At 67.0% G+C, this 14,002-nt stretch carries 11 protein-coding genes; 2 read left to right on the top strand and 9 right to left on the bottom strand.

Going from position 1 to position 14,002, the window contains the following annotated elements:
- Window positions 1-353 precede the first annotated feature (353 nt).
- The 8 genes from PROPJV5_RS12600 to PROPJV5_RS12605 form a co-directional block, all read right to left on the bottom strand.
- Entirely contained in the window at window positions 354-767 is a 414-nt protein-coding gene (locus PROPJV5_RS12600; protein WP_182858704.1) for a hypothetical protein, read from the bottom strand.
- Window positions 754-2,550: a hypothetical protein gene (locus PROPJV5_RS11525; protein ID WP_119716507.1), complete on the bottom strand. Its 1,797-nt coding sequence runs from the start codon at window positions 2,548-2,550 to the stop codon at window positions 754-756. Before PROPJV5_RS11525 ends, PROPJV5_RS12600 begins: the two co-directional genes overlap by 14 nt.
- Window position 2,551: 1 nt before the next feature.
- Window positions 2,552-3,073, bottom strand: a complete 522-nt coding sequence (locus PROPJV5_RS11530; protein WP_119716508.1) for a hypothetical protein — start codon at window positions 3,071-3,073, stop codon at window positions 2,552-2,554.
- Window positions 3,070-4,689, bottom strand: a complete 1,620-nt coding sequence (locus PROPJV5_RS11535) for an RAMP superfamily CRISPR-associated protein (protein ID WP_119716509.1) — start codon at window positions 4,687-4,689, stop codon at window positions 3,070-3,072. Before PROPJV5_RS11535 ends, PROPJV5_RS11530 begins: the two co-directional genes overlap by 4 nt.
- Window positions 4,686-6,641, bottom strand: a complete 1,956-nt coding sequence (locus PROPJV5_RS11540; RefSeq protein WP_119716510.1) for an RAMP superfamily CRISPR-associated protein — start codon at window positions 6,639-6,641, stop codon at window positions 4,686-4,688. The genes PROPJV5_RS11535 and PROPJV5_RS11540 overlap by 4 nt, the downstream gene beginning before the upstream one ends.
- Window positions 6,638-8,398 carry a Cas10/Cmr2 second palm domain-containing protein gene (locus PROPJV5_RS11545; RefSeq protein WP_119716511.1) on the bottom strand — a complete coding sequence of 587 codons (1,761 nt, stop codon included), beginning with the start codon at window positions 8,396-8,398 and terminating at the stop codon, window positions 6,638-6,640. Before PROPJV5_RS11545 ends, PROPJV5_RS11540 begins: the two co-directional genes overlap by 4 nt.
- A 17-nt stretch (window positions 8,399-8,415) precedes the next feature.
- A complete protein-coding gene (locus tag PROPJV5_RS11550; RefSeq protein ID WP_119716512.1) occupies window positions 8,416-9,708 on the bottom strand; it encodes an SAVED domain-containing protein in 1,293 nt (430 codons plus the stop codon).
- A 291-nt stretch (window positions 9,709-9,999) separates the two neighbouring features.
- Window positions 10,000-10,470 carry a hypothetical protein gene (locus PROPJV5_RS12605; RefSeq protein ID WP_182858705.1) on the bottom strand — a complete coding sequence of 157 codons (471 nt, stop codon included), beginning with the start codon at window positions 10,468-10,470 and terminating at the stop codon, window positions 10,000-10,002.
- A gap of 82 nt (window positions 10,471-10,552) precedes the next feature.
- Here PROPJV5_RS12605 and PROPJV5_RS12610 point away from each other — a divergent pair, with 82 nt between their 5' ends.
- Window positions 10,553-11,257, top strand: a complete 705-nt coding sequence (locus PROPJV5_RS12610; protein ID WP_182858706.1) for a histidine phosphatase family protein — start codon at window positions 10,553-10,555, stop codon at window positions 11,255-11,257.
- Between the two features lie 104 nt (window positions 11,258-11,361).
- A complete protein-coding gene (locus PROPJV5_RS11560; protein ID WP_119716514.1) occupies window positions 11,362-12,069 on the top strand; it encodes a histidine phosphatase family protein in 708 nt (235 codons plus the stop codon).
- Between the two features lie 4 nt (window positions 12,070-12,073).
- On the opposite strand, the gene PROPJV5_RS11565 is transcribed toward PROPJV5_RS11560, so the two are convergent.
- Window positions 12,074-13,873 (bottom strand): PQQ-binding-like beta-propeller repeat protein, encoded by a 1,800-nt coding sequence (locus tag PROPJV5_RS11565; protein WP_119716515.1) that lies wholly within the window; start codon window positions 13,871-13,873, stop codon window positions 12,074-12,076.
- Window positions 13,874-14,002: the final 129 nt, after the last annotated feature.

Below are 14,002 nucleotides of genomic sequence, written 5' to 3' on the forward strand. Positions count from 1 at the left end.
ATTTCCCCATCTATTCAGATGGGGCTCCATTGAGACAGTGGCATGTCCCCACGGTTGCGTCTGACGGGTGCGTATTTCCCCATCTATTCAGATGGGGCTCCATTGAGACTCGTCGATGCGCATGGTGACGTCCCAGCCCTGCTCGCATTTCCCCATCTATTCAGATGGGGCTCCATTGAGACTTCAGCTCGTACCACGTCATCGACTGGTGCTCCTGATTTCCCCATCTACTCAGATGGGGCTCCATTGAGATTTCGGGTTCGCCTTACGTTTTCTGCTTTTAATCTGGTTAAATGAATAACGGTGGGGCTACATCATATGATGTAGCCCCACCGTTATTCAGTATGCTTATGCTAGTGAGAGTTGTGTCTGCGGCGCTGTTTATTTGGCCTGGGGATGATAATCGGCGTCGGAGTGTTAGCGGCCAAGTCGACGGGCGACAGGCCTCGCTTGTCTTTCGGCTTGCCAGTTTTTGAGTCGCTCTTGTTGTTCTCCTTGTTCTCATCAAGGGTCATATAGCGAACCTCGGTGCCATCGCTGTAGCCGAACGCGGCACGTTGCAAGGCCTTCACCCAAGGAGTCTTCGGGAGGTTGTTGCCGTTCGGTAAAGAGAATTCCGCGATCTCGGCTGGTGATGTCACGCTGCCAAGACAGCCATTCAAATTCACATAGTCGCTTGCGAGCTCTTCATTTTTAACTGCACGTAGACCATTCTTGGCAATTCTTGTCTCCACAACGCCAAGACCAAATGGCTTACCCATCCCCATGCGCAAGAAACCGATGGCGCGTGGATCCTTTTGTTTCTCGCTCGCTGGCACCAAGTTTTCCGGGGTCAGCAGCCAAATCAGTGCGCCAAGCTCCTCTCTGCTCAGATTGGTGAATCTCATCGTACAGCGCAATACGCTGCCCACCTCCACCCCACGACCGCGCCGTCACTCGTACGGCCTCATTGCTATGGTCCAGGCCGGCTGATTGGGTAGAAGTGATTCCTTCCCTTGGAAAGCCTTTACGGTCCAGTAATTTTCGATGCACCGGATAGGCGGCGGCTCCGAGAGAATGATTCGCTGAAAAGAACTCGTTCCGCGCGAGCTCGGAATCGTCGTTCCTTGGTGTTTCGCCAGAACGGCTCATCGTGAGGAAACGGCGAGCCGAACTCGGCTTTGGGGACAGTAACGGTGCGAGCCGCATCGGGGGCGTCTTGTTATCGTCGGGGGCAGGGGTATCGACTTTATCGAAGGAGAGATGTCCTCGTGAGGCGACGTCCCCGCCAGTAGCACCCGCGCCAGCTTCGGGCACGACATAGCCGAAAACCCTGTCAGCAGCCGACGCCTCAACCTTTTTTGCTACGGGTAGGACATTCTGGGCGGCGGCCAGCTCTCGAGGGGACTTGCTGTAAGGACGGCGGCCGACCATTGTCGGGAAGACGTCCACGACCTGCGCGATGCCTGGAGACATTGGTTTGTCAGGGTCGATTGCGTCAGACAACTGGACGAAGACGAGATCGCCTTCACTCATGTAGTCTGAAACGGATGCGGCTCGGTTGAGCACATGCTTGTCACCGCCCGGTTGTTCTCTCTGCTCGCGGTACGTGCGAAGGACCTCGGCATACCCGTCTACATGGCTGGCGCTGAGAGGAAGAATGCTCCCGGTGAGAGGCTCCCCGTTCGTGTCCGCCTTGAAGAAGAAACGTTCATAGATCTTCTCATCGTACAGTTCACGTGAGGTCTTGCCGTCTGGGCTCGTCCGGCACGGGTATCCCCACACGTCGAGAGTCCGCACGCTGTTCGCGCCAGTGATGGTGAAGAAGTTCTCGAGGTCCTCACCGTTCCACACGCCTGTGACCATGAGGTGCCTGCCAGATTTTCCCTTCTGCCATTCTGTGAGGCGGACCCTTGTCCATTGCCCGTGAGGGGTCAGGCTGCGGAATCTCTGGAGAACTTGATTCTGGGTGATGACATTGCCGGGGCCGGTCGAGATCTCGGGATGGTTGTCGCGGACGATGTCACCATGTCCCTTCCTCGCGTCATCGCGGATCAGGGCGCTGCGGAACTGACTGTTTTTGCCGTCAAGGATCTCCACAGCCAAGTTTCCGTCAGTGGTCGTGCAGATGCGGCCGGGGAAGAGGTTGTTGGCTGCTGCGGGATCAGCCCGGTAGGTCAGCCGCTGGGAGTGGTCGTTCTTGCTCCCCCGGAGTCCGGACGTGTTCTCGACGGCGCCGAAGACGCGGAACCGCGAGCAGGTGAGGATCTCGAAGGCCCGCGAGATCATGCCCTTGACCATCGTCGGCGGGACCACGAGCTTGTCGTCGTCCACCATCGGGAGACTGATCTCGCCATCCTCCTGCTCCCCGAAGACCAGGGGCGTGCGGACAGTCATCTCCAGGTCGATCGATCCCGACCAGCGATCGGCGGCCAGGTGGTCGTGGCCGGTGGCCGGGCCATCGCTGAAGAGATCCTTCGGCAACAGATCCTTGCCCGCCATCTGCTGACTCGGTTGGCGCAGCACGGGAATCCTGTTGACCGCCGAGTGGAACGGTTTGAACTCACCCATCTCAGGCCCACCTTCCCGTCATCAGCTCGTCGGTGAAGACGACATTGCCGTAGTCTTCCTCCTGCACGAACACCTCGACGCTCGTCATCCTCGGTTTCTTGTCCAGATCCGCTATGTCGCTGTGCTGCAGATAACTGTTGGTGCGGAACCAGCAGTTCTGGTCGGCTGCCGGGGCTTGTTCGTGCACGGAGATCTCCGCCGAGCCCGAGCCGTTGAGCCACCTCAGTTCACGGGCCTTCGCCCCGTCAAGCGCCTGCTGTCCCACGGCCCACAGCCGCAGCTCGTAGACGGTGCCCAGTGGTACCTCGTGGTCGGCCCCATCCAGCCTGGTCATCAGGGCCCCGGCAGAGGCCGCACGCACGGAGCGGGCCCCGGCCGTCGTATAGGCGATGCCCTGCCACTGTGGCGCGTTGCCGGTGAGTCGCGCCAAGGCCTCGCCCAGCGAGTCCTCGGTGAAGGGCGTGGAGGCCAGATGGCCCTCCTCCAGCAGGACCGGTTCGGCTTTCTCGGTGCTGGACATCATGCGTCTTCCCCCTCGACGAGATAGGACGACCAGCCGGTCCAGCCGTCGTCGCCGGCGGCCGGGTTCGGCTCGATCTGGACTTGCCTCAGCCGGGCCAGGATCTGCTCCGGCAGGGGCTCGGAGCCCTCGTCGTGAAGATCCCAGGGCTCTCCGACGATCCCCGTCCCGCCCTCGACACGGATCCGGGTGACCCGCACCTGCCCCAGGCCCCGCGTGCCACGACTGCCCAGCGGCAGGGTGCCCGCCGCGAGTTCGGCCAGCGTCAGACCCAGCAGGCACCATGCGGCCCTGCGACGGTTCAGGTCGGCTTCCTCTGGGAGCATGCCCGGATCCAGTTCGAGGTCGATGCTGTTCCAGTCGACGTCGTGCACCTCCTCGCTGTACAGGGCGCCCTCGGCGGCACCGCCGGTCCACCGGTCCCCGGCATTGTGCGTGATCCTCCGTCCGGAAACGTGACCGGTGGCGAGGGTGTCGAGGACGGTGAGGGCGCCGCGGTGCTCGGTGCTGCCGAACAGGTCGCGCACGAGCACGGGATCATTGGCCAGCTGATCATGGACGCCGGTCTCGGACCAGTCGTGCTGGTCACCCAGCATGTCCCGGGCGGCGAGCACCGTGCGGGCGATCCGTGAGGCCCTGGACCGCAGCGCCCCGCGCACCGAGCTGCCGGGCAGCACCAGCGGATCGTTCTTGCCGGGGCCGCAGCGCAGCGGCCTGGTCGGCTCGGTCTCATTCGAGGACGGCTCCCCGTCCGCTGGTTCCCGGTCGGCTTCCTCGGCGGGCTCATTGGCCTTCTTCTCGCGAGGCTCGGCGACGAGGATCCCGCTCGGGCTGTCCCAGCCGATACTGATCCGCGCCCGCTCGTCACCCGAGCAGTCCGCGGGCCTGATGCGTTCGGTGATGTTCTGCCCGCCTGCCAGCCACGTCAAGAGCCCCTCACGCGAGCCGAGCTCGCTCCTGGTCAGCAGCCATGCCTCGTCGCCGTCGAGCTCGACGCGGCCCCAGCCGGCGTTGCGGCGCCCACCGAAACCAACGCGCCCGGCCTTGAAAAGGCCCAGGATGAGACCGAACAACTGCTCGACCTGCTCAGGGCTCGCCCCCTGCTGCGGGGCACCGCCCCCGACGGGCGACACCCCATCGGACGTGCCGGCCTGTGCGGTGATCGTGAGTGTGAGACTCCTGCCGGCCGGCACGTACTCGTGGGCGAAGAGCGCCGTGTCCCCGGCGGTGCCCCAGTACCGGTCGACGGCGATACCGGTGCGCCGTGCGAGCGGGCTCCGGCCCTCGTCGCCCTCGGTGCCCGCCGGATCCGTGAGGACCGCGGTCTTGTCGAGCTCGATGGCGTGGAAGGTCAGGGCAGCGGCGCGGTCCTGGTTCCCCCACAACAGCCCGAGGCCCCCGATCCGGTCACCGGCGAGTCGCTCGCAGGCCGCCCGCAGGGCGCCCTTGACCGATCGGCCCGTGATGACCGGGTTCCCGTGCCCGTCACGGGCGAAACACCGGGGTTCCGCCTCCCGGTCGGATCCGCTGCGGGAACGATCCACCGGCACGTCGACGCCGCCCGAGTGCAGCGGCGAACGGGTCACCAGGTGAACGGTCAACTCGTAGCGTGTCCTCATCGCAGGCCTCCTTCAGCCGTCGGGCCGGCCTTCTGGTCGTTGCCGTCACCGCTCAGAAGGTGCTGCTGGGAAAGCCGGGTCAGGCCGAAGTCCTGCCGGCCCAGCAGCTCGTGCCCGAGGACGAATCGACCGAAACCCTGCGCTGTCAACTCCCCGAAACCGGTCACCGAGAGCCGGGCCAGCGCGGCAATCACCGCGCCGGGGTCAGCGCCGGGAACCGGCTGCACCCGCAGCACGGAACCGGCCCGGGCCGCCACGCGAGTTGCGCGCGGCTGCTGGTCGGCGGCGGACCAGGAGTCCACGCGGCGGTGCCGCACCCCGGCGGCGAGCGCGCCCTCGGCCCTGGCGAGTTCCACGTCGGCGCCCCCGCGGCCAAGGGCGGCGAGCAGATCGGACACGGTGCCGCCCGGCCCGAGGGCCCCGGATCTGGCGAGGACGTCAGAGGTGAACCACAGCGTCGTCGCGCCGTCCCCGTCCCAGGCCGGCCGGTCAGGACGGGCCGGGACGAAGTCTCCCGCCCGGCACTCCACGCGGCCGTAGGAGCCGCCCATCCGCCGGGAGCCCAGCCGGGCCGTCACCGGCTCACCGGCGGGGAACGCCTCGTGCAGGCGTTCGCCGAGGTGCTCGTGCAGCCGCTGCGACACGAGGACGGACGCCCCCATCCGCAGCCCGGCGGGCAGCGCCCGCACCAGGAACAACCGGCCCTGGCTCGCGGCGCCGGTGGCCGGGTCGTGGGCCGTGGACTGGCGCCCCACCAGGGCGGGCGCACCGAGGGACCCGGCCGACGGCATCCCAGCGGGTGCGTCCGCGGGGACGACGCCGGGGAAGACATAACCCGAACGGACCGGCACCTGCGCCCCGTCCGCGTCCTTGGCCGCGGATGAGGCGCCGAACAGCGGATTGCGCATCGGCAGGACCGCGGACCCCTGGTCGGGGGTCTTCGGCCTGGTCAGGACGAGCGGTGCCGGCAGGCCCCGCACGCCCTGGGCCATCACGGTGGCGTCGGAGACGAGCAGGTCACCGGCGACGACGGCGTCGCGCACCATCTCATCATCGGGGAAGGCCCGCCGCAGCCGGCGGTGCACCCAGGGCAGGAGCACCGTGCCGCGCAGGAAGTCCAGGGAGCGCACCTCGTTGGACAGCGGCACCTCGTAGGAGACCACCGGGGTGAGGAGCCTCAACACCAGGTCTGCCCCGACGAAGCCCGGATCACCCGCCGCAGTGACACGGCTTGGGGTGAGGAGCGGGGCGGTGAACCCCCGGTCAGCGGCGGTCGGCGGGGTGGGTGCGGGCCCCGTCCACTCCTTGAGCCTGGTGCGGCACCACTCCCTGGCCTGCGGGGCGTCAACGGCGTCCCTGATGAGTACGTCGCACAGGCCGTCCCCGTCGGAGCGGTTGGAGCCGATACCGCGCACCAGGAGCCCCGACAGCGCCAGGATGAGCTCGGCGCCCTCCCGCTGGTCGGCCTCCCAGGTGAGGGGGCGTCCACGCAGATCGGTTTGCGACAGGCTCACCCGGCCGCGGAGGGTGCAGGCGGCCGCCCGCTCGAAGAAGCGCAGGAAATCGTTCTTGGCGGTGCCCGTGGTCTCGTCGATCGACAGCGAGACCACCTCGTGCACGGCGACGTCCGGGTCGTCGTCGGGGACGGTCGCGTCGGTGAAGCTCACCAGCCGCGGCGACTCGGGCGTGCCGAAGAGGGCGGTGGTGAAGTCGTGCCATGGGCCACGAGGGGCCTCGTCCAGGGCGCGGGCCGCGGTGGCGGCCTGCTCGCGCACCACGCCCGCCAGGACCGTGCCACGCACCACCGGCCGGCCGTTCGCGTCCTTCTCAACGACGGAATTCACCCCGCCGGCGATGCCGGTGCCCGTGCCCACACCCCAGTCGGAGCGGAAGACGACGGTGACGGGGAACTCCAGTGCCCCTGGCTGCGGGGGCGCTGACGTACGGCTCATGCCCGGCCCTCCTCAACGGTCGAGTGATCCGCGGCCGATGGCTTCCTGGCCCCGGAAGGAGGCGGGGACGCCGTGCCCAGCGGGTCGTCCAGGTACGAGGCGGGGAGCAGATCGGTCAGATCCATGAGGTCGAACATGGCCCGTTTTCCGCCGAGCCGCTTCGCATCCGGGAAATGGTCCTCGGCATCTCGCCACTCGTCCTCGGCCTGTTCCAGCAGCCGGTCGTGTTCCGCGGTGTTCCCGGCGAGTTCGGCTTGGGCGGCGTTGGACATCATCGCGCGGATGCGCGCGGCCCGGGTGCGGGGGAAGCCGTCCTGCCGGTCGTCATCGTTCTGCGAGATCGCGCCCGCGAAGAGGCGAACCTGCTCACAGACCTCCGGCCAGGCGGCATGCCCGGCGAGACCCTGCGACGAGCCGGCGGTGTCGGATCGCAAGACGAAGGGCCGGTTGCTGAGCCGCCCGTAGGCGGCGAGCAGTTCCTCGGGGTCGAGCACCGTGGTGTCGAGCAGCACGTGGTAGGTCAGTGTCGAGACCGATGGGGAAGCGGTCTTGCCGACCTCCTTGGCCTCGTCGACGAGGCGTTCGGCCAGGTCGTAGGCGAGGTGGAAGGGGAATTTGAATCGGACCACGGCTGCACCGGCGGCCGCCGTCATCGGCCCGGTCTGGCCGTCGGGGTGGTCCCCGAGGTGCCTGAGCAGGGGGTCGGCGGCAGTGGCCTGCTCGTAGTGACGCAGATAGGCGGCGGCGAACGGCAGGGCGTAGTCGCCGCTCGTGATGACGGTGACGTCATCACCGCCGAGCAGCACGGGCACGACGGGGATGACCTTGTACTCCCTGCCAGCCGTGACGGCGTCCTTCTCGGCCCAGCCGGCGACATCGCGCCAGGCCAGCCGGCAGGCCTGGCGCACGGCGCGGTCCAGGTTCTCGTTGACGGCGAGGGTGAACTTCCGAAGGGCGTCGGCGTCATCGGGTGTGCACTTGACGGCCTGCGTGAACTCCTCGCAGGGGACGCGGCGCATGGCGGCGGCGAGATCACGCATGATCGCCCCGACGCCGTTGCCGTCGATGTGGACGATGGCGACCTTCGACAGGCCGCCCTGGGAGTCGTCCTCGTTGTCGGGCTGGAGCATCCGCTCCAGCCTGGTCGGGTCGCGGGCGAGTTTCTCGTCCGCCCCCGTGGGGGCCAGGTCTTTGAGCAGCTTCGAACGCGCCGCGTGCACGGGGAGCCTCTTGTGACGTGAGGGCAGCGAGTAGGGCTCCTTCCTGTCCTCGTGGGGCTCGTCGTCCTGGTCCAGCGGGGGAGCGGCCGGCAGGGCCGAGTCGCTGGCCCCGGCAAGGAAGGGCATCCGGGCGAACCGGCCGTCGGCGGGAGGCCGCCGCAGGGCGTACTCGGCGGCGGCCTCGTTGAGGGCCCGCAGGTCGCCCGCCCCGAAGTACTCAGAACCCGTCTTCACGTAGACGCCACTGACGTCCATTCCCGGCGCCTTGCCGAAGGCCCGCAGCGTGACATCGCGGATGATGTTCCTGGCCTCGGTCTCGTCGTCGACGGTGACGATGACCCTGCCCGAGGAACGCGACACCCACTGATGATCATTGGTCTCACACCGATCATCGGTATCCGGCTTCTTCGGGAGGGCACAGGCTACCCAGGACTCGAGATCGGTGATCTGGTGCGAGGCGCCGATGCTCTCCCGCAGCCGCGGGGACTCGAAGATGAAGCGCTGCTTGCTGTTGACGTCGAGGAGGACGGCGTACATGGTTCTCGCCTCGATGCTCAGGACTGTTCGGTGGGCTCGGGTGCGAGGACCTCCTTGATGACACCGCCGGCCCGCGCGGTGGTCACATCCAGCGCAGGGACGTACTGTGCCGTGTTCTTGTCGTACTCGTACACGGTGAAAGAGAGCGTGTTGACCAACCGACCGATGAGGAAGGCCACTGCATATGGTCCGCGCAGGAAGAGGTGCACATGAGGGATCCCATGGGCGCCGCACATGGCACGAATGTGGTCGGTGATCTGCTTCGCGATCGCAGCCCCGTCCAGAGGATCTATCCAGCCAGGCTGTGCCAGTCGCAGATGACTCCATGCGCGCAGGCGTCCCTTCATCGTGTCGAGGAAGCCATTGAAGGCCTTGTTACTAATATCGTCACGCAGGTCGACGTAGACGGCGAGCTCGCCAGATTCAGACGGGTTGTCTTCGCCAGATGCCACTTCGGTGACGAATTCGCCGGTACCGGCGGGTCCGCTGGGCCAGACCTTGTTCCAGTTGTCGGTGACCTCCGCACGCCCGATCAGGGTTTCCGGGAACTGGGCGCCCAGGGCGAACGCGACGGACAGGTGTGCATGTCCGCTCACCCTCAACAGTGAGGCGCCGTGGTTCGCGATGGCACCACGGACGATCCCCAGCACGGCTTGAAGGTCTTCAAGGCTCTGCCGGCGGATGGGCTCATCTTCCGAATCGGGCAGGACCATGTCGAAATGGTGCTTGGCCCGTGACGAGTTCGGCGAATCATCGGGCCGTGTCTCGATGTTCAGTTCGATCGCGTCGGTGTCGGCTGCGAGCGCTGCGAGGTGATCCTTGACGTAGGCGGTGATGAATTGCTTCTGGTCCGAATCCTTCAAGCCATCAAAGGTCTTCCCATCAGGGCCCTTTTTTGCCATGAACTGCATGATTTCAGACAATGTGCCCTCTGGTTTGCGGAGCACCCTGTCCGGTTCATTAATGTCGAGTCGTTCACCGTTTGACACGGCATTGACGAGGGTCAGCGAGAACTTCTGGTTGTTCTCAAGGAGATCGAGCAGGCCGGTGGCCTCCAGCGTCTGAATGATCTCACTGTTCTCGACGTCGGGAGTCACGACGAGGACGCCACCAGACAGTCCATTGCCCATCGCCTCCTCGATACGGGCCTCGATGGAACCGGTGGTGAGGTCCTCCTTGTCACGCCAGACCGGTATGCCCGCTGCGCGCAGCAGCCAGGCCAGTCGGTCGGCGATCTTCTCCCCATCTGAGTGACGGTACGAGATGAACACCGGCCCTCGCGCGTCGTACTTGGTTGTGACAGCGGGCATGTGTCCTCCTGGGGCGCGGGCCCGGGTCGGGGCCCGCGGTGGATCGGTGGTTTACCGGGCCCCGCATCACGAAGGTCGTCGGCGACCACGCGAAGACGAGGCTGTCGGGGATGTCTCACGACGGACTCTACCGCTGTTGGCGATTCGGAGGCGCCGTATCACCAAGTGGTCTTCGTGCTTGTGGGGAGCAGGTTCCAGCAGGTGCGACCACTCGTGCACAGTGAAGCCACACGCCGAGGCCGCCAGGGAAACGAGCCGTTCGCGTGGGGAGGGCATGGCGCTTGCCCGCCATCAAGTCGAACGCAGCACCGTAGCCTGCTTGGAAAGCTCGTCTTCCCCGAATGAACCGAGGATGGACTGCGAGTCGACGATGATCACTTCGTTCCGGCCGATGATTGCGCATGCGGCGCCGATGGCGTGGTGAAGCTCATCACGACGCATAATGCTCGCGTTCCCAGTCGATGATGGCTTGCCTTTGGACAGCGGTGAGAAGGCCCGCCATGGAGAGACCTCGCGGAGCTGGCAGGAGTCCTCATCCTCGGCGCACATGCGTTCCCTCATGGCGGAGGCATCCTGGGCCTCTACCCACTTCTCCCAGCGCTCGGTGTTGGCCAGGTGCAGGGCCCCTCGATTCGCCCTGCGATTGCGGCGTATGCCGGCGCGAGCGATAGCGAGCCAGGACACGGTGTCATCCCAGTTGACCGATGCCTCGAGCAGGCGATGCAGGAGCAGGCTGTGTCGACGCGAACGGCTGGAGGCCACACGTCTGCAGGCGCCTCGCCTATCGTTGGGGCAGGGCCCGCATGCCGGATGCGGGCCGGACAGAGCGAGGAGAACCCGCAGCGTGAACGCGACCACTGGCAGCGTCGTCGAGATCTACCTGGCGCGGCACGGGCAGACGTGGTTCAACAAGCGCGACCGCGTGCAGGGCTGGTGCGACTCCCCGCTGACCGAGGCCGGCCACGAACTCGCCGCGGCGCTCGGGCGCGGGCTCGCCGGCGACGGCATCGTCCTCGACGCGGCCTACAGCGGCGACATGGTTCGCCACCACGAGACCGCCCAGGGCGTCCTCGACGCCATGGGCTCGCCCCTGCCCGTCACCCAACTCCGGGCACTGCGCGAGATGTCCTTCGGCGGCTGGGAGGGCGGCTTCGACCCGGACATGTGGCGGGCCTGCTGGGACAACCTCGGCGTCAGCACCGACGAGGAGGCCTTCGCCAGGGGGCTTCGCCTCGTCGACGTCTACGACGGCATCAGCATCACCAATCCCGACCCCGACTACCCGGCCGAGAACACCGCGGCCGTCGCCGACCGCGCGGTCGTCGCCCTCAACGACATCGCCGACACCGAGGCGGGTCTGCGCGAACGCTCCCGCGTCCTCGTCGTGACGAGCGGCATCACCGTCGTCTGCGTGCTCACGGCGCTCGGCTTCCCGCCGAGGAACCGGGTGGGCAACGGCGCGGTCGCCCTGCTGCGCCGGGACGCCTCCGGCTGGAGCGCCGCGACCGTCAACGACATGAGTTGGGCGAAGAACGGCCGCGCCGCCTGACGGCACCCGGTGCGGCCCTGGAGCGCCGGGCCGCCCCGTAACCAGACAGGCGCTCGGAAGACGACCCGGCGCCCCGGCGAGGGCACCGACGAAGGAGAACCGACATGACCGAGACCAAGGGGCCCGTCGAGATCTACCTGGTACGCCACGGCGAGACCTGGTTCAACAAGCTCGACCGCGTACAGGGCTGGTGCGGCACCCCGCTCACGCCCAGGGGCTTCGCCGTCGCCCAGGCGATCGGCCGGGCCTTCGCCAGCGCCGGCATCGACTTCACGGCCGCCTACTGCGGCGACATGCTGCGCCACCACGAGACGATGACCTCGCTGCTCGCCGGCATGGGCTCCACCCTGCAGCCGATCTCGCGTTTCGGCCTGCGCGAGATGTCCTTCGGTGCCTGGGAGGGCATGCCGAACAAGCTCATGTGGGAGGCCGCGTTCCGGGAGCTGGGCGTCGCCTCGGTGCAGGAGGCCCTCGATGCCGGCCACACCCTCCTCGACATCTACGACGTCTTCAGCCGCACCAACCCCGACACCGACTACCCGTCGGACAACGTCAGGCAGGCGGCCGACCGGGCCCTGGCGACACTCGACGAGATTGCCGAGACGGAGGCCTCGCCGGGGGACACGCCCAGGGTGCTGGTGGTGAGCAGCGGCGTGACGATTGCCTGCATCGTCGACCGGCTGGGCGCCGAACTCACCGCCCCGATCCACAACGGCGGCGTGAGCCGCCTGCTGCGCGGGGAGAACGGCGACTGGACCGTGCTCGACCACGACGACGTCAGCTGGGCCGAACGGGGCGGCTGGCAGGGCTGAGTGCTCAGCGGAGGGCGTAGAGCCGGTTGGGCGTTGGTCGGCTTGACGGCAGGTTGACATAGACGAGGACCGCCCCGGGGACGGCGGCGAGTACCACCCCCTCGAATCGTTCACCCACCGTGTTGCGCCGGTTCATCCGTTCCAGACAGTTGTACTCCTCCATGGTGATCTCTGTTGTGCTGCTCGCCGAGCCGTTGGGTGCTGCCAGGTGCAGTCGGTACACGTAGGCGGAGTCCTCGTAGTCCTTGGTGATGTCGAACGTGGTGGCATCGACTGCGGAGGATAGTTCGATGGGGGTCGCGGTGCGGGTGGCCGGGTCGAAGACGGCGGCGGGCTGTTCCTGGGGATCGATCCTGTCCTCGCTGGGCCACATGCTTGCGATGAGGCTCGTGTGCGACAGGGCAAGGTCTGGCCCGATGGTCTGGCCGAGGTCGATGCCCTGGACGCCGGCGGTGCCGGCTGCCGCCACCTCGTCGATGCTGATGGCGGCAGCCGGACTGCCCTCGGCGTATGTGGGTTCGTCGGTGTAGTGGATCGTCCAGCCGTCGATGATCAAGGGCCGGTTGGCGCTGGTGGCCACCGTGCTGAGGTGGGTTCTTCGGTCCGGGTCGTCCTGGGGCACCAGGACGAGATCGGTGGCCATGTCTGATCCCGGCTCACTGCGCAGGACGAATGTCGAGTGGCCCGCCGGGCCGACGTACGCAGACGGGTCGGAGCTGGTGGTTTTTTGTTCGGGCAGGGCCCATAGGGTCGTGCCGGTGGCCAGGTCGATTGCCTCGGTGCCGATGAGGGCAGCGGTGTCGGTGAGCTGGATCGGCTGGGTGCCGGGGATCGGTTTGCCCTCTGCAGTGGCATCCATGGCGAGTGCGCGTTCGGTGACGACTCGCCCAGTGAGGGTGTCGAGGACGGTGACGAGCGTCGCGCGGGTCCATTGTCTCGAACTGCTTCCCTGACGTCTGAGGCTGTCCTCCGGCGCCAGAGTCACGAATGACGCGTAGTGGTGGTCGGGGCCGGTGATGATCCTGGTCGGTGTGCGGACGTTTGACGCTGACAGGTTGAGCAGCTGGGCGTTGGGCCGGTGGTAGGTCCACCGGGTCGACCCGTCGGCCGGGTCGAGGCCGAGAATCCTGCTGCCGTCGGCGAGGATGGGGCCTGCGGCCCCGGCGGTGATCGTGTCGACGTCCTCGTCGAGGTCGAGGGTCCAGGCTAGGTCTCCGGCCACCGTGGCGGGCATGGCCGGGATCTCCGGCGGTTTGGGGGCGAGCTGCTGGATCGGCCGTGCCACCCAGGTGGGGACGAGTGCCACGGCCAAGGCGAGGACCACGCTGAGAAGGCCGGTGAGGGCGGTCGCGGTGTGGGACGTGGCGTCAGTGGGGAGTGGCCGCCAATGGGCCGTGTCCCGCGGGCCACCCGAGTCACGCGAGGGATGGGTGCGCAGCAGCAGGTCCGAGATGGCGAGGGCGCCGGAGCACAGGCAGACGACCCCGATGATGACAGGATGGCCGAGGAAGAACCCGGAATCAGCGGCCACCCGTACCGAACAGCCTGTGCAGAGGGCCATGGCCGCAATCGACAGCACGGCGATGATGACTGGTGCGGTCGCCAGGTTTCCTCTGGGGCCCGGGCCGAGATCCCAGGAGATGGTCACGCCGAAGCCCCACATGACGAGAGTGACGGGCACGAACAAGACAGCGGTTACGAGGGGCTCATTCGTGACGATGATGTCCTGCGCCAAGAACCGGACGGCCAGCACGACCAGGGCGACGATGGCGAGGAGTGCGCCGGCGCGGATGCCGCGCAGCACGCCGACCGGGTTCTGGACATAGCGGCTGCTGGTTTCTCGGTCTTGCCGGTGTCCTGGTCAGTTGTCGCGCTGGTGTCGGTGCCGGCGAGTTGCTTCTCGTGGCCATCAGCGGTGGCGGGGTTCATGGAG

This window comes from Propionibacterium ruminifibrarum, from assembly GCF_900289195.1.
GTDB classification, from domain to species: Bacteria; Actinomycetota; Actinomycetes; order Propionibacteriales; family Propionibacteriaceae; genus Propionibacterium; species Propionibacterium ruminifibrarum.

Bases quoted from the DNA above. Each gene is read 5' to 3' on its own strand.
- PROPJV5_RS12600 (WP_182858704.1), bottom strand. From the start codon at position 767: ATGGGGATGGGTAAGCCATTTGGTCTTGGCGTTGTGGAGACAAGAATT.
- PROPJV5_RS11525 (WP_119716507.1), bottom strand. From the start codon at position 2,550: ATGGGTGAGTTCAAACCGTTCCACTCGGCGGTCAACAGGATTCCCGTG.
- PROPJV5_RS11530 (WP_119716508.1), bottom strand. From the start codon at position 3,073: ATGATGTCCAGCACCGAGAAAGCCGAACCGGTCCTGCTGGAGGAGGGC.
- PROPJV5_RS11535 (WP_119716509.1), bottom strand. From the start codon at position 4,689: ATGAGGACACGCTACGAGTTGACCGTTCACCTGGTGACCCGTTCGCCG.
- PROPJV5_RS11540 (WP_119716510.1), bottom strand. From the start codon at position 6,641: ATGAGCCGTACGTCAGCGCCCCCGCAGCCAGGGGCACTGGAGTTCCCC.
- PROPJV5_RS11545 (WP_119716511.1), bottom strand. From the start codon at position 8,398: ATGTACGCCGTCCTCCTCGACGTCAACAGCAAGCAGCGCTTCATCTTC.
- PROPJV5_RS11550 (WP_119716512.1), bottom strand. From the start codon at position 9,708: ATGCCCGCTGTCACAACCAAGTACGACGCGCGAGGGCCGGTGTTCATC.
- PROPJV5_RS11560 (WP_119716514.1), top strand. From the start codon at position 11,362: ATGACCGAGACCAAGGGGCCCGTCGAGATCTACCTGGTACGCCACGGC.